Below are 14,966 nucleotides of genomic sequence, written 5' to 3' on the forward strand. Positions count from 1 at the left end.
AATCTCCCCAAACGCATCCTGCTCCCGCGCAGGCGGGCGCACGTTCATATCAAGGCCCACCAACCCGTCACCGGCCAGGGCGATGGCCCCGGCATCTCGACCACCCGTCGCAACCCGGCATGGGCATGGACGAACCCGCCCGGCACACAGATCATCAGATGCAATTGCAGGGGACCGGGCCGCACCAGCGCAACATCGCCCGGCGCGCCGCCTGCTACCGGCACCAGCCCAGCCGCCCGCAGCCAGCCTTCGGCCCGCCCGGCATCGCCACTGCGCAAACCATAGGCGCAGGGCGCATTCCGCCCCAGCGCCAGCGCGACCAGCCCGACACAATCCAGACCGCTCTCGCTGCGCCCATGCAGGCGGAACGGCACGCCGACCAGCGCCCGCGCACGCGCCACCACGCTCATGCGCCGGGATAGCGGGTCAGCAGATCCATCCCCGGCAGATAGGGTTCGCCCCGGAAATTCACGCCATTGCCAAAGCGCCCGGCGCAGGTCGCCATCTGCCGGTCGCACCCCTCCGTCAGCAACGCCAATGTCCCCGCCGCCACCGCAAAGGCTGGCGGATCGGCCAGCGTCACCGCGTCCGCCCCATTGTCCGCCACGGCCTGCACCAGCCCGACATTCGCCCCGCCCAGCCAGCGCAACGTCCCGAACGCATAGTCGCCGGGCGTCAGCCCGGTCGCGGCGACCACCGCCCCGTCCACACCCGACACGCTCACCACCCGCCGCCGCGCCGCCATGTCCACCCGGCACGCCCGGTCGCCCAGGGTCGCGCGACAATCGGGCGATGTCGATGGCGCAACCGCCGCCCCCAGCACCGCCGCCGCGCCGATCAGTTCCGCGCTGAACGCCGCCCCCTTGCGCGCCACCGCGCCAATCTCGCCCCGCGCCAGCGACAGCCACAGGTCGCCCGGCGCTTCCCCCAAAGCCCCCCACTGCGTCAGCCACACTTCCAGCGCCGCGCCATCCCAGCGCCCCGCCATCAAATCCGCCTCGCTGATCGCATCGCTGGAAAGCGCCCCCGCCAGATCGCTATCCTCGCCCTCCAGCCCGATGCCGCTGCGGATCGCCGATGGCGTCATCCCCGGCGCGGCGCGATAGGTCAGCCCGCCGATCGCCAGATCGCGATCATGGCTCGTCAACCCGATCGTCACCCCGTCCCGCCGCTCGATCCGCCAGCAAAAGGCCAGCGTGACCAGCGGCTGCTCCAGCGCCTCGATCATGCCCATTCGCGTATCTCCACCAGCGGCACCGACGGCGCTTCCCCGGCGGCAAAGGTCGCGCGGTTGATGTCCAGCCGGTCCTCGGCAAAGCGCACCGGCACGTCGAAGCGAAAGCCAGCGGTCAGCAGCACGCCCGCCGCCGGCGCCTCGTCAAAGGCGATGATCCCCATTCCCGCATGGCTCCACCCGCTGGTCAGCTCCACGCCATCGGCCGCGACCCGGATCGTCCCTGCGACCGGCCGGGTGATGATCCGCGCCTGCGCATCCTCGCCCGCGCCATAATAGCGCATCAGCTGGAACGAGGCCTGCACCCCGTCCCCCACGCCCAGCCTCTGGTCGATCGGCCCCGGCGCCTGCCCCGGCGCGCCGCTGCGATCGTCATAGGGATCGCTGAACCGGAACCCCCGCGCCGCGCCCCGGCGCGCCCGGAAAAAGCCGATCAGCGTCGCTATGTCCGCCTCGGACCGCACCCCCGGTCCCGCGTCGAAGGACAGCCGCGCATCCGCCCAGTCGCTGCTGCGCCGTTCATGCCCCGACGGGCTTTCGACGATCTGCGTCGAAAAGGCGGGCGACAGGCTTGCCTCGCGCCCTATGCCCAGCGGAAAGACAATATCGTCAAAGGCTTGCATCGCACCCTCTCCATTGATCCTGAACGCGGTAAAGCCATCGCGGCACGCCTGGGGCAGCGCCCAGATGAAGGTCGCTGCCGTCCCCCGGTCCACCGACGCCTGCGCCGCCGCCGCAATCGCGCGCCACTGGCCCGCCTGTTCGGGCAACAGCACGAAGCCCGAAAAATAATGCTGCTCCTCGATCGGATAGCCCAGCCGCGCCGTCGCAAGCTCTATGCCCCGCGCCGTCAGCCCCGGCCGCTCCTCCGTCACCCAGTCATAATCTTCCAGTTGCAGCACGTCGAAGGCTGGCGCGGCCCAGCCCAGCGGCATGTTCGCCCGTTTGGCCTGCGGCGCGCGCGGGTCCAATATCGTCGGCAGATAGGCCAGCAAATGCGTCACCGCCCCCGGCGCGACCGCCTTTACGGCCGCGCATAAGGCCGCGGTGGACGCCGCCAGCACCGCCCCCGCCTGATCCAGCAAAGCGCATTGCGCCTCGTCCAGCGGCGTCCAGATGCTCGCAATCGACACCGGACTGCCGCCAAAGGCCGCCCGCGCCGCATCGTCATAAATGCATATCCGCCCGTCGCCCGGCACGACCCACCACCATGGCTCACCGACCTGAAACAGGATCGGCAGACCGACTTCCAACCCAATGGAAACAAAGGCGCTTGCGACGGCCTGCACATATCCCATCGCTCCGCCATGCGCGGGCGACAGCAAAGTCGATGGCGGCACCCAGCCGGTCAGCGCCGGGTCGCCATTCTCCGCCCGCTGCTTCCAGTCGTTCCAGCAATGCGCGTCGAACAGTTCATAGGATAGCGACCAGATGACATCGAAGCCCAGCGCCTTCGCCCGGCGCGCAAAATCCCGGTGCCATGCCGCGCAGGGCGCGTTCAGCGCCCCGCCGGTCAGACTGACGTACAGCCCCTCCGCGCTGGAAGGATCGGGCCGTTCGAGCCGGAAATAATGGCTCATGCCCACATAATGGTTGATCGCCCCGCGATAGCCCAGCGCATGGATCGCCGCGACCACCCGTTCGGGCGTCTGGTTGAAACAGTCGTCATAGCCGGTCGCCATCGCCAGCCCATGGTCCGGCACCATGATGTCACCTGTCGCCAGCACGGAACCCGCCCCATCGCACGCCATGTCGGACAGTTCGGCCCAGCCCTCGACCCCGCTGGCAAAGGGCGTGTCCCCCGCATCATAATCGGGCGGCACCAGCGATAGGAACATCCGGTCCACATCCCCCGCCCACACCGGATCGGCCTCCTCCGGCAACAGGAAGCCGCCCTCCAGCGCCGCGAAATCCAGCGTGATAACCGCGTCTTCCGGCCCACCGTTCGCATAATTCCACAGCCGCACATACCAGGCGCGCGGATTGCCCGCCGCATCCCGCCCCTCGATCGTCAGCGTCGGCCCATGCGTCTCGTCCAGCGTGCGCAGGCCGCCGCTCCGCCACCGGAACCGCAGCACGCATGCCCTGAAATCCCGCGCCGTCTCATAGGCCAGCAGGGGATGGCTCCACCCGTCCACCGCCTCCCAGATCAGCCCCGCCAGATCGCCCGACCCGTAAAAGGTCGCATCCACCCGCAAGGCATCCGCCCCGGTCGTGACCACGCTCGCCATCATCGGGCGCGGAAAATTGACGGTCCAGTGGCTCGGCGCAAAGCGCTTCATCCAGCGCGTCTCCTGCCCCCGCCGCGCATCCGCCAGCCAATAGTCCAGCTTCCCCATCAGCCCAGCGCCCCCTTCACCGCCCGCGCCACCTGCCGCGCGCTTCGCGCCAGCAGCCGCGCCTCGCTCTCCTGCCCGCGACCATTCACCGCAATGCTCACCCGCACATCGCGCGCGCCGCCGCCATGCGCCACCACTTGCCCGCTGCTCGTCGGCACGAACATTTCCGGCCCGCGCTCGCCGACCATATAGGCCCGCCCCGGCGCCACCGGCCCGCCGGTCGCCCGTCCCGGCAGCCCCAATGCCGACGTCAGCAGCGACGCACCCAGATTGACAAGCCCGCCAGCGCCGCCACCACTGCCGCCCATCGCCCCGCGCAACGCGCTGCCCGCAATCTCGTCCAGCACGGACAGGGCGATCCGCCGCAAATCCTCAAAACCGAACTTGCCCGTCCGCACCGCGCGCAACAGCCCTTGCTCGATCCTTCGCCCGGCCCGCTCCGCCCCGTCGCCCAGCGGCCCCTCAATCCCCGCCCGCATCGCCTCCACGTCCCGGCTCAACCCCTGCGTATCGGCCCGAACCCGCACCACCAGCGTCTCGATTTCCTCGTCCATCCGGGTCACTCCCTTTCAATTTCCGTTCGCCCTGAGCGAAGTCGAAGGGCCAGCCTGAGCAGAGCGAAGGCACTTCGCCTGCGGCTCAGTGGTCGGCTTCGACTTCGCTCTCCTGAGCTTGTCGAAGGGCCGAACGGCAAATGGGTCAATCCGGCATCGCCCCCGCCACCTGAACCCAGTGCTCCCGCGCAGGCGGGAGCCCAGTCCCGCCCTCTCGCCAGTGCTCCCGCGCAGGCGAGAGCACGCCGCGCTGCTAGTCCGGCATCGCCCCCATCAACCGCTTCAGCTCACGCCCATCCACCCCCGCATCGACCGCCTCGTCCCCGCGCGCGGCCGCCAGCACCGCCGCCAGTTCAGCGGGCGTCGCGCGCCAGAATTCATCGGGCCGCCAGCCCAGCAGCCACCCGGCCACCCCGGCCAGCCGCGCCGCCCCTTGCGCAAAGCGCGTCATTTGCCCGCCAATATCTGCTGCAAAATGGCCTTGAGCACCGGCGTCACCTTGGCGAGTCCCACCGCCAGGATCGCCTCGCCCAGCGTATCGCGATCCATCCGGTCGCGATCGACCAGGCAATGCCAGAACAACGCCACCAGATCGCCCAGCGACAGCTTGCCATCCGCCGCCCGCTCCACCAGCGCGAACAGCGGCCCCAGTTCCGCCTCCGCCGCCACCAGCGCCGCAAAACTCGGCCGCAACGCCAGCATGTCGCCGCCAATCGCCAGCGCCGCCTCGCCCCGTTCCGGATTTGGGCGCTCCGCCTTAGCCCTGCTCATTCCGACACCACCGCGCCGGAGCTTTCCAGGCTCAGCGCATAATTGCGCTCGCCATTATAGTCCCCGGCATAGTCGAGCCGCGTCACCAGAAAGCGCCCGCGCATCCGCTCGCCGCTTTCGAAACTCAGTTCATAATCCTCGATCGTGCCGGACAGCGCATGGTTGCGGATTGCCACCTCCGCCGCCGATCCGGTGAACAGCCCCGCCGCCGACACGCTGACCGATCGCACCCCCGCGCCCGACAGCAATTCGCGCCATCCGCCCGAATCCTTGGACGTAATGTTCACCGCCTCGCCATTCACGGACAATTGCGTAGTGCGCATCCCCGCGACCGTGGCATATGTTGCCGGAATGTTGCCATCACCAACCTTCAACAGAAACGCACTTCCCTTTTCGACGCCCATGGCGCATCCTTTCTTCCGATAAAGCGTGCAAAACGCTGGTTAAGGAGAGTCTCAATGATCTTCATCGCACCGCTTATGTTGCTGGTCACAACCGCAGCCGCCGCCCCCGCCGATCCTGTCGGCATGGGTCGCAAGGCCTATTCGCAATGCCTGTCGGCCCAGATTCAGCCCGGCCTGGAAAAGAAGCTGACGCTGGGCGATTTTCAGGCCGACATGAAAAAGACCTGCGCCGCCAAGGAAACCGCCTTCCGCACCGCGATCGTCGCGGCGGACAAGGCTGACGGCATGTCCGAAAAAGCAGCACAGGCCGACGCCGACGACCAGATTTCGGAATATGTCGACAAGATCACCAGCGAATATGAGGATTACAACGCGCCGGGCTGACGCGCAGTCGGCCAGGATTGCACGCCGCCCCAATCCAGGTGTCAGCGCGTAGCGATGACGGAGGGGTATCCCGCTATCGTCAGGGCGACACCCCTCCGTCTGGCCTTCGGCCAGCCACCTCCCCTTGCAGGGGAGGATTTTCAGAACAGATCAACCTCAACCCCCTCTCTCCCCACCGGGGAGAGATACGAAGGCTTGGCAGCTTGCTGCCTAGCCGCAGTTGAGAGGGGGCACGGCGTTCGCGGCATCGCGCGCGCTACCCCTCCCACACCGCCCGCAACCGATAATCCACGACCGCCGACCAGCCCCCGCCCTGCCGCGCAACCCGCGCCACCCGTGACCGCACCAGCCGCGCCGTGATCACCCGCCACCCATCGCGCACCGCCACGCCCGCCAGCACCGGGTCGATCCGCGCGATCATCCCCGCCAGCCGCGCCGGCGTCTCGCCACCGTCATGCAGGCCGATGGTCAGCCGCAACTCGCGCCCCGCCACATCCTTGCCGCCCCAGTCCGCGCCGATGCACTCGCCCACCACGCCATAGGGCTGGCTGGCCCGCACCGGATCACCGTCGAACAGGCCGTTCAGCCCGTCCATCAACAGCGTGTCCGCCCGCAACGCATCGATCACCGCCGCGCGCACCGCCACTTCAGCGCTCATAGTCCGCCCCTCCCCGCTTCCCGCAGCGCCAGATCCCGCCACCAGCGCGCCACCAGGCCGCGCCCGGACGCCCGCACCAGTTCGCCCTCGATGCTGACGTCCAGCCCCGCCTCATCCAGCGCCACCGCGACCGCCGCCCGTCGCCGCGCCGCCCGCTGCGCCACCATCCGCGCCAGCGCCGCCCTCATCGCAACCGCATCCGCCGCCATGGCCGCCACAGCGCGCTCACCACGGCGGGGGGCGCGGCCCCTTCCGTCCCGCGCGCGGAAAAATGCTCCGCCGCCAGCCGCACGATCCCCTGCCGCAATGCTTCGGGCAGGCCGTTCATCTCGCTCGCCATGCCCGCCGAATAGCGCACCAGCAATCGCCGCCCGTCGCCCGCGCGCGTCGATCGCACCCACCCCTCGCCGGTCGCATCGATGTCGATCGCATAGCCATCGACCGGCAGGGCGACCGCCATGCCGTCCGCCTCCACCGCCTCGACGCTCTCGATTCCCACCACGGGCCGCGCCGTCAGCCGCTGCCAGCTCCCGTCCCCCGCCACCATCTCCTGCGCGCCCCGCACGATCAGCCACTGCCCGACAAACTGCTCGCACAGGGCCGACGCGCTGCGCAGCAACCCGGCCAGCACCCCGTCCTCGCCACTCGTCTCGATCCGCAAATAGGCCTTCAGCTCGGCCAGCGACGCCGCCAGCGTCCCGCTCTCATCCTGCGCCAGCATCAGCATTCCTCCACCCGAAATGTCACCGACCGCGCGTCCACCTGCCCGTCGGACAAAGTGATCCGGTTCGTCAGTCGATAGAGCCGCCCGATCAGCCCGCCGCTCACCCGCGCGCTGGTCCGCAAGCCTTCGAACGCGGAAGCTTCCACGCTCAATCCGCCCGCTTCGACCGGCGCCACGCTCCACAGGCTGGCGACGATGCTCTGCCCCGCCAGATGGGCGGACCAGTCGATCCCATGATCGATGCTGCTGTCGGCATCCTTCAGATACAGGCTCATCGCCGCTTGCTCCCCCCAAACAAAAAAGGGGGAAGGCCAAACGCCTCCCCCCTAAAAACCTTCTCCCCTTGGGGGAGAACGATACGCAGCCTTACCCGCGCAGCGGGTTAGGCGAAGTTGGAAGAGGGGGAACCACCCCCTCGCCCGTCACGAAGCCGCAAACTTCATCAATTTGATCGCTTCCGAATTCGCCACGGCCCCGCCGATCCGCTTGACCGCGTAGAAATGCACGAACGGCTTGTTGCTGAACGGATCGCGCAGGATGCTGGTGTCGCTGCGCTCGGCAATCACATAGCCCGCCTGGAAATTGCCGAACGCGATCGACAGGCTGCCCGCGCTGATGTCCGGCATATCCTCGGCCTCGACCACCGGATAGCCCAGCAGCGTCGCGGGCTGGCCAGCGCTCATCGACGGCTGCCACAAAAATGCGCCATCGCTGGTTTTCATCTTGCGAATGGCGCTCAGCGTCGCGCTGTTCATGACGAAGCTCGCCCCCTGCCGGTAGGGCGCGCGCAGGCTCTGCACCAGGTCGATCAACCTGTCCTGCGGGTTGGACGCGGCAAAAGCCCCCGCCGCGCCCGACGCGACATATTGCAGCGATCCGAACGCCCGCACGCTGTCCGCCTCATTGGTCGTCGTATAGGTCAGGAAGCCCTTGGGCTTGTTCGTGCCATTGCCGGTGATGAAGGCCGCGCCCTCCGCCACGGCAAATTCACGGGCAATCTCGCCCGCCAGCCAGCCTTCGACATCGAACTGCGCATCGTCCAGCATCGCCTGGCTCGCCGCCGGATTGGCGAACAACTCGCCCGATGGCGGCGCGATCTCATTGAAGCTTGGCGTCCCCGTCTCGCCCCGCGCCCCCGTCTCACTGGCCCAACCCGACACGATCCCGCCCGCACTCACCAGCTTGCGATAGCCCGCCGTCCCGGTCCGCACGACATTGGCAATGGCGCGAACGGGCGAAATGCTTTTGAGCGTCGCATCGATCAGCTGATCAATCTCGCGCGGCACCGCATAACCACCCGTCGCACCGCTAGCCCCGGAAAAGCTCTTCAGCTCCACCCCCGCTTCCTGCCCCTGCCGCAGGTAACGATCGACAAAAGCCGCGCGCGCCGGATCACCAAAATTTCCTGGCGCCCCGCCCTTCACACCATCCAATGCAGGCCGCTGCATCGCCACCCGCATCGCGCTCAAATCCGCCTCCAAAGCCGCAATCCGCTCCCCCTGAAGCACCACATCAAAGCTCCCCTCCAGAGCATCCGTCACGCCGTCCGTCATGTCATTCTCCCGCTAGAAAACACAAAAAAGGGCGGCCCCGGATGGGACCGCCCCTAAAAAAACAAACCTTCTCCCCACGGGGGAGAAGGATACGAAGCCTTGCCAGCTTGCTGGCTAGGCGCAGTTGGATGAGGGGGCGCGCGTTGGCGTAAACCCCTCCACCTTATGCACCCGCGCCCGATCCTGCATCGGATGCGTCACCAGACTCACCTCCACCAGCTCCAACGCCAGCAATTCGCGCGGTCCCGCCCCGCGCGCCTCCCGCACGCGATACCCGAACGACAGCCCATCCAGCGCCCCGGCCTTCAGCCCTGCCGCCGCCTCTCGCCCGGCCGCCGTCCGCGCCGACACCCGGCCGATCACCCGCAACCCGCGCGCATCCTCCTCCAGCCGCTCGATCGCGCCGATCACCTGACCCGGCCCATGCTGCCACAGCAACGGCACCCCCGTCGCCCGCACGCCACCGAACGCCCCCGCCCGCACCACATCCCCGCCCCGGTCCACCCGGTCGAAAATCGCCGCATAACCGGCAAAGCGCACGTCTTGAACCATATAATCTCCGTTCGCCCCGAGCCTGTCGAAGCCTGTCCTGAGCGCCTGCCGCAGGCGGGCAGTCGAAGGGGGCTTGCCTGCGCTTGTCGAAGGCTTCTGACCTCGCTCCACTCGGCCAAGGGCTTCGACTTCGCTCAGCCCGAACGGAACAGGCGCCCCATCGCCGCTCACGTTCTGACCAACCCGACCAGCCCGGTCTTGACCGCAATCCCCAGCAGCACCAGCGCCAGCGCGATCCGCACCAGCCAGCCGATCACCGCCCCGCGCGCCGCCTTCTTCGCGTCGCGCCAGGCGCGCAGCAGTTCGCGCAGCTCGCGCACATCGCCCTCCGCCCGCCGGTCGGCCAGCCCCAGCCGCTCCAGCGCCCGCCCCGCGCCCAGCTCGCTCGCTTCCTCCACCAGCGCCCGGATCATCACCATGTCCATCGCCCCCGGCCCACCTTCCGCCTGCGCCACCAACCGCGCCAGCATCTCGCCATCCTGTTTCATCACGCCCTCCAAGCCCCTCGCCCCCTTGGCGCAGTTGGGAGCGGGGGAACCCCAGCCCCCCTCACAACCCCAACAGCCCCTTCTTCTCCTCCGCCGACAGGAAATCCGCCCCCGCCACCCGCTCCCACAGCGCCGCCCGCTCGTCGCTCAGCGCCGCGATGCCATCCAGGTCCGGCTCGATCCGCAGCCCCGGCCACCAGCCGCTCAGCCCCTGCCCCAGCCCCGCGCCGATCTTGTTCACCAGCGGCAATATCGTCTGCCGCCACAGCGCCTTGTTCGCCTCGCGATAATTGGCGTAGCTATTGTCGCCGGGCAGCCCCATCAGCATCGGCGGCACGCCAAAGGCCAGCGCAATCTCCCGCGCCGCCGCCGCCTTCAGCCCCACAAAGTCCATCTCCGCCGGGGTCAGGCTCAGCGCCTTCCAGCTCAGCCCACCCTCCAGCAGCATGGGCCGCCCGGCATTGGCCGCGCCCGCAAAGGCGATCTCCATCTCGCGCTTGACCCGCTCATACTGGTCGGGCGCCATGACCGATCCGTCCCCCGGATCATAAACCATCGCCCCGCTGGGCCGCGCCGCATTGTCCAGCAGCGCCTTGTTCCACACCGTCGCGCTATTGTGGATCGCCACCGCCCCCGCCGCCGCGCCGACACAGCCCAATCCATAATGATCGTCCAGCGGATGCAGGCTTTTGAGATGCAGCACCGTGGTCCGCCCCGCGCCATCTTCGGGCGACAGGCGCGTCACGCTCTCCCCGACCCGATAGAGATAGGCCGCGGGCCACCCCCGCGCATCGGCTTCCACCGACACCCGCTCAGGGCGCAGCGCGAACAATTCGGCGGGCATCCCGTCCGCCCCGCCGATCACCTGCACATAGGCATTGCCATGCAGCAACAGGTGGCAGGCCAGCGCTTCCACCAGCCCCTGCCCCGCCGAAGCCCGCGCCACCAGCGCCAGCACCCGCGCCCCATCCTCCACGCCAGAGGCTTTCAGCGCAGTCGCCCCCGCCCCTTCCGACACCAGCCGCATCGCCCGCTGCGCCACCGGATTGCCGATCACGCCGCCACGCACCTGCGCCTCATAGCTGGCGGGCCACTCGCCCAGCGCCACCGCACCCGTCCCCCAGGCGCGCGCCAGCACCGGCCGCGCATCCGCCTGCGCGGCCTTCATCCCAAAGAATTTCATGCTTTCCTCCCGCACAACAAAAAACCCTCACCCCGACGGGGAGAGGGCCAAAGCGATTGCCAATCAGATAGAATTCCGATGATTCGGAAATCGCCCTAAACCTAAAGCGAAGGCTGGCAGCAAAGCCGCCTGCCGAAGCTGCGAGAGGGAGACCGCCCCACCCTCAAGTCAAACCATTAAGGCTTTCGTTTGCTCCCCCAACCTCCGTTCGTTTCGAGCGAAGTCGAGAAACCGCACGCCGCCGTTTCTCAACCTAACCAGACCCGAACGGGTCAAGGTCGAGCTACCCTCGCTAGATCAAGGATTACGCCGCAACACCCGGTCGCAGGTCGAGTTCGTCCCCTCGCTCTTGCCGATCACCCGGCCCGCCAGCGCCCCGGCGCCCGCGCCCAGCAGCGTCTCGCCCAGGCCACCACCGGCGACCAGCCCGACGCCAGCACCGCCAGCCGCGCCGATCACGGTGCCCTTGTCGCGCCCTTTCTTCCCCTGGATCAGGCAATAGCGCACATCGTCGCGATCGCGCGGTGCCGCCCTCGCCACCCGCGCCCGCTCCTTCGCGCTCAGCGTCACCGCCATCACCGGGGTAGCCACCAGCGTCGCCCCGACCAGCGCGCCGAGCATCGTCACCATCTTCATCGCCAAATCTCCACTTCAAATCCGATGCTCCCGAAACGACCGACGGCACCACGGGGTTCCCCTCACAACCCCCGCACCCGCGCCTCGCCCCGCCGCCCCAGCATCAGTTCGGTCAGCGCCCATACCAGCGCGTCGGCGCGATCGGGCGATCGTCCCGGCCCCACATAGCCGCCCCCGGCCAGCAAGCCGCACATCTCATCCTCCAGCCGCGCGAACGCCCCGCGATGCGCCACCCGCCCGGCTTCGTACAGGGCCGCCACGGGTTCGGCCCGCGCCACTTTGCCGCGCGAGGCATGGACCAGCTTCACCGGCAGCATGGCGTCCGCCGCGCGCAGCACGCTTTCCACCATCGCCCCGCCATTATTCGCTTCGGCCACCACCTTGTCAGCGCCATGCACCAGCGCAGCCGCAGCCACCGCGCGCGCCCATTGTTCGGGTGAGCAGCCCTCGACGCTCGCATCGGCAATCACATAGGCGCGCCCGTCACCGCCCACGCCCGCCACCACGATCCCGCACGCATCGCCATGGGCGGACGCAGGCGGATCGACCGCCACCACCACCCGATGCAGCGCCGCCCCGTCGCCTGCGCCCGGCACATGCGCCACCCGGCATCGTTCGATCAGGTCGCGCGACCAGAGCGCACCCTCCACCTCCTCGATCAGCTCGCCGTCCAGTTCCTGCCGCCCCAGCCGCGTGCCGCCATAGCTGCGCTCCATCGCCTCGACGAAGCCCTCGGCCAGGTTCGCGCGATTGTCCGCCGTCCGGCCCCGCGTGACGATGACATCCCCGTCCGCCACCAGCCGCCGCACCAGCGCCACCGGGCGCGGCGTCGTCGTCGCCATGACGCGCGGGCTTTTCCCCAGCCGCATCGCCATCATCAGATTATCCCAGGCGCCCAGCGCTAAGGGCCATTTGGCGATCTCGTCGGCCCAGCCATGGCTGAACTGCGGCCCGCGCAGACTTTCCGGCTCCGCCGCGCCGAACAGGGTCGCCACCGCGCCATTGGGCCATGTCAGCTTGCGCAGCGCCGGGGCAAAGACCGGACGGCACCACCAGGGCGCGATCGCCAGCAACCCGGAAGCCCCTTCCACCATCACCCGCCGCGCCTCGCCCAGCGTCGCACCGACCAGCGCGATCCGCGCGCCGGGTTGGGCCTCCGCAATGCCCCGCACCCATTCGGCCCCGGCCCGCGTCTTGCCAAAACCGCGCCCGGCCATCATCAGCCAGATACGCCAATCGCCCCCCGGCGCCTTCTGCCCTGGCCGCGCCAGCCAGTCCCATTCGCGGCTCATACGTTCGCGGCCAGCCTCCTTCAGCCGCCGCAACATCCTCGCCTGCGTCTGCTCTTGCTGGTCCAGCCATTCGTCATGCGAAGTCTCCATCGCCCTCCCCTTGCCGGGGCGGCGACAGGCGCGCCCCTATTTGCGCGGCGCCATCCCGCCGAACGTCACGATGCTCTCGCCGGGGCGTGCCCGGAAGAAACTCCATATCGGATCATATTTAACCGATTTGATCGCCCGGAGGCATTTTCGAACAGACGAAAATGCGTCAGAATCCTTCACTTCACCAGCAGAACAGCAATGAAGAGGTACAACTGATGGTTGACCGGATAGGAGAGATTGAACGCCACATGATCCTGCTTGGGATCAGCAAAAAGGCCATAGCAGACCTTTCAACCATGATTCGTGCGCACGCGACTGTCGCACCGGACGCTGACCCTGCCATCCACCCGCAGGTCTTGACTGCCGAAATAGGGCAAATTGCCCGCACTTTTCATAAATCCTCGCTGCGTCGTGGGGAAGCGTTGCATTATCCCATATCGGACCCTGGCTGGAACATGCTGCTCGCTCTTGTCACGGATGCGACGGAATATCGCACGTCATGCGTCACATCCTTATGTTACGCCAGCGGCTCACCGATGACGACGGCACTGCGTCACCTCAGCAGGCTTGAACGGGACGGCAAAATTCAGCGGCGCGAAGACCGGCACGATTCTCGCAAATGCGTCATAGAAGCTACGCCGGAGACGCTGGAAATCATGAGAGACCTCATCGTCAGCTTCTGCGTCGAACCGCCCCTTCATTAAGCCGCTCGCCGACCAAACACGCACACACATGGACTTTTCTTACAGGGGCGGCGACAGGCGCGCCCCTATTTGCGCGGCGCCATCCCGCCGAACGTCACGATGCTCTCGCTTCCATCCTTGGCCACGGCTGCCACGCCGATGAAATGATCGTCCACCACCACATCTTTCAGCAGCAATTCGGTCGCCCCGGTCACCAGCCGGCTATCCGTCCAGTCCTGCGCATCCGCCCGCCGCCAATAGACGCGATAGGACGCCGCCCCCGGCACCGCGTCCCAGAACACCCGCGTATCCATCGACAGCGCGCCATCCAGCGACACGCTCGCCGGTGCCGCAGGCGCGCTTGCCAGAACACGCAACGCCGCGACATTCAGCGCCGTCACCTTCGCCAGATAGGGAAAATCCATGCCGACAACCGTGTCGCCATAGTCGCGCCCGCCCTCGACCCGCAGGTCCTGATGCTGCCGGTCGTAATTCTCGATCCCCACCGAAAAACGCACCGCCGGATAGCCCGCCTCCAGCAACGGGGTATGATCGCCACCGCGCCCGAAACGGTCGGGCCGCCGCACCGCAAACACGTCCAGCCCGATCTGCGGATTGGCCTCCGCAATCCCGTCGATCGCCTTGGCCAGCGCCCGCGACGGCCCGTCATCCTCGCCGCCGATGCCGCGCCGGGTCAGCCCCGCCTTGCCATCCTCGGACGATCGTATCCCTTCGGAAAATACCCGCACCCGGTCCGCCACGATCTGGCCGTTCAGCCCGGTCGTGTTGCCGACAATATCGTTGTTCAGCATCGCCCGCACCTGCCAGCCGCGCGCCTTGGCCGTGTTCGCCAGCAATTTGCCGCCCAGTAACCCCTGCTCCTCGCCGGACAGCAGCGCGTACACGATCGTCCCGTCGAATTTTTCGCCTGCCAGCACCCGTGCCGCCTCGATCACCAGCGCGCTGCCCGATCCATTGTCGTTCGCGCCCGGCGCATCGCTGGTGAAGTCCATCACGTCGCTGACCCGGCTGTCGATATGCCCCGCGACGATCACCACCTGATTGGGATCGCCCGTCCCGGTCTGGATCGCCAGCACATCGACAATATCCGCGCCATCGGGCACGCGCGGCGCAGTGAAGCGCTCCGACACGCTCTCAACCTTCAGGCAACCGCCGCACCCCCTGGAAATCCGCGCAAACTCCGCCGCCGCCCAGGCCCGCGCCGCCCCAATCCCGCGCTTGGGATCGGTCGCCGAAGACAGCGTATGCCGCGTCCCGAAACTCACCAGCTTCTCCACCGTCGCCTTCAACCGCGCCGGATCAGGCGCCTTCCCCTCCGCCAGCGCGGGCGAAGCCAGAAGCGAAGTCGAAAGCGCCGAAGCAGCAGCGAGCAGGATCAATTTTCTCATGACCCACAGGTC

20 protein-coding genes are annotated in these 14,966 nt (G+C 68.0%); 2 read left to right on the forward strand and 18 right to left on the reverse strand.

The window, feature by feature from the left end:
- Window positions 1–44 precede the first annotated feature (44 nt).
- The 7 genes from AC07X9_RS08065 to AC07X9_RS08095 all read right to left on the reverse strand — a co-directional run bounded on the left by AC07X9_RS08065 (window position 45) and on the right by AC07X9_RS08095 (window position 5,302).
- Window positions 45–410, reverse strand: coding sequence for an NlpC/P60 family protein (locus AC07X9_RS08065; RefSeq protein ID WP_017184501.1), 366 nt, complete (start codon window positions 408–410; stop codon window positions 45–47).
- Window positions 407–1,234: a phage/gene transfer agent baseplate hub protein gene (locus tag AC07X9_RS08070; protein ID WP_037515197.1), complete on the reverse strand. Its 828-nt coding sequence runs from the start codon at window positions 1,232–1,234 to the stop codon at window positions 407–409. The genes AC07X9_RS08065 and AC07X9_RS08070 overlap by 4 nt, the downstream gene beginning before the upstream one ends.
- Entirely contained in the window at window positions 1,225–3,573 is a 2,349-nt protein-coding gene (locus AC07X9_RS08075) for a DUF2460 domain-containing protein (protein ID WP_017184503.1), read from the reverse strand. Before AC07X9_RS08075 ends, AC07X9_RS08070 begins: the two co-directional genes overlap by 10 nt.
- Window positions 3,573–4,127 carry a hypothetical protein gene (locus AC07X9_RS08080; RefSeq protein WP_017184504.1) on the reverse strand — a complete coding sequence of 185 codons (555 nt, stop codon included), beginning with the start codon at window positions 4,125–4,127 and terminating at the stop codon, window positions 3,573–3,575. The genes AC07X9_RS08075 and AC07X9_RS08080 overlap by 1 nt, the downstream gene beginning before the upstream one ends.
- Window positions 4,128–4,380: 253 nt before the next feature.
- The gene (locus AC07X9_RS08085; protein ID WP_017184505.1) at window positions 4,381–4,578 is read right to left on the reverse strand and encodes a phage tail assembly chaperone; all 198 of its coding nucleotides are present in this window, start codon (window positions 4,576–4,578) and stop codon (window positions 4,381–4,383) included.
- Entirely contained in the window at window positions 4,575–4,898 is a 324-nt protein-coding gene (locus AC07X9_RS08090) for a gene transfer agent family protein (RefSeq protein ID WP_017184506.1), read from the reverse strand. Before AC07X9_RS08090 ends, AC07X9_RS08085 begins: the two co-directional genes overlap by 4 nt.
- Entirely contained in the window at window positions 4,895–5,302 is a 408-nt protein-coding gene (locus tag AC07X9_RS08095) for a phage major tail protein, TP901-1 family (RefSeq protein WP_017184507.1), read from the reverse strand. Before AC07X9_RS08095 ends, AC07X9_RS08090 begins: the two co-directional genes overlap by 4 nt.
- 54 nt (window positions 5,303–5,356) lie before the next feature.
- Here AC07X9_RS08095 and AC07X9_RS08100 point away from each other — a divergent pair, with 54 nt between their 5' ends.
- Window positions 5,357–5,686, forward strand: coding sequence for a hypothetical protein (locus tag AC07X9_RS08100; protein ID WP_017184508.1), 330 nt, complete (start codon window positions 5,357–5,359; stop codon window positions 5,684–5,686).
- A 256-nt stretch (window positions 5,687–5,942) separates the two neighbouring features.
- On the opposite strand, the gene gp17 is transcribed toward AC07X9_RS08100, so the two are convergent.
- From gp17 to AC07X9_RS08150, 10 genes are all read right to left on the reverse strand, one after another.
- Window positions 5,943–6,344 carry a tail completion protein gp17 gene (gene gp17, locus AC07X9_RS08105; protein WP_017184509.1) on the reverse strand — a complete coding sequence of 134 codons (402 nt, stop codon included), beginning with the start codon at window positions 6,342–6,344 and terminating at the stop codon, window positions 5,943–5,945.
- On the reverse strand, window positions 6,341–6,553 hold the full coding sequence (locus AC07X9_RS08110; RefSeq protein WP_026002647.1) for a hypothetical protein: 213 nt from the start codon (window positions 6,551–6,553) through the stop codon (window positions 6,341–6,343). Before AC07X9_RS08110 ends, gp17 begins: the two co-directional genes overlap by 4 nt.
- Entirely contained in the window at window positions 6,529–7,065 is a 537-nt protein-coding gene (locus AC07X9_RS08115; protein ID WP_026002648.1) for a head-tail connector protein, read from the reverse strand. The genes AC07X9_RS08110 and AC07X9_RS08115 overlap by 25 nt, the downstream gene beginning before the upstream one ends.
- The gene (locus AC07X9_RS08120; protein WP_017184512.1) at window positions 7,065–7,343 is read right to left on the reverse strand and encodes a phage fiber-tail adaptor protein; all 279 of its coding nucleotides are present in this window, start codon (window positions 7,341–7,343) and stop codon (window positions 7,065–7,067) included. The genes AC07X9_RS08115 and AC07X9_RS08120 overlap by 1 nt, the downstream gene beginning before the upstream one ends.
- Before the next feature lie 147 nt (window positions 7,344–7,490).
- Complete coding sequence (locus AC07X9_RS08125; protein ID WP_017184513.1) at window positions 7,491–8,621, reverse strand: phage major capsid protein; 1,131 nt, start codon at window positions 8,619–8,621, stop codon at window positions 7,491–7,493.
- A 114-nt stretch (window positions 8,622–8,735) separates the two neighbouring features.
- Complete coding sequence (locus AC07X9_RS08130) at window positions 8,736–9,173, reverse strand: HK97 family phage prohead protease (RefSeq protein ID WP_017184514.1); 438 nt, start codon at window positions 9,171–9,173, stop codon at window positions 8,736–8,738.
- A 167-nt stretch (window positions 9,174–9,340) separates the two neighbouring features.
- Complete coding sequence (locus AC07X9_RS08135; RefSeq protein WP_017184515.1) at window positions 9,341–9,661, reverse strand: DUF6127 family protein; 321 nt, start codon at window positions 9,659–9,661, stop codon at window positions 9,341–9,343.
- A 61-nt stretch (window positions 9,662–9,722) separates the two neighbouring features.
- Complete coding sequence (locus AC07X9_RS08140; protein WP_026002650.1) at window positions 9,723–10,844, reverse strand: phage portal protein; 1,122 nt, start codon at window positions 10,842–10,844, stop codon at window positions 9,723–9,725.
- 297 nt (window positions 10,845–11,141) lie between these two features.
- A complete protein-coding gene (locus AC07X9_RS08145) occupies window positions 11,142–11,480 on the reverse strand; it encodes a hypothetical protein (protein ID WP_017184517.1) in 339 nt (112 codons plus the stop codon).
- Window positions 11,481–11,542: 62 nt separating this feature from the next.
- Entirely contained in the window at window positions 11,543–12,808 is a 1,266-nt protein-coding gene (locus AC07X9_RS08150; RefSeq protein WP_086012019.1) for a DNA-packaging protein, read from the reverse strand.
- Window positions 12,809–13,023: 215 nt separating this feature from the next.
- Between AC07X9_RS08150 and AC07X9_RS08155 the strand changes: the two genes are divergently transcribed.
- A complete protein-coding gene (locus AC07X9_RS08155) occupies window positions 13,024–13,566 on the forward strand; it encodes a winged helix DNA-binding protein (protein ID WP_026002651.1) in 543 nt (180 codons plus the stop codon).
- A gap of 65 nt (window positions 13,567–13,631) precedes the next feature.
- On the opposite strand, the gene AC07X9_RS08160 is transcribed toward AC07X9_RS08155, so the two are convergent.
- Window positions 13,632–14,954, reverse strand: coding sequence for a M28 family peptidase (locus AC07X9_RS08160; RefSeq protein WP_026002652.1), 1,323 nt, complete (start codon window positions 14,952–14,954; stop codon window positions 13,632–13,634).
- Window positions 14,955–14,966 lie beyond the last annotated feature (12 nt).

This window comes from Sphingobium sp. GW456-12-10-14-TSB1 (assembly GCF_059424385.1).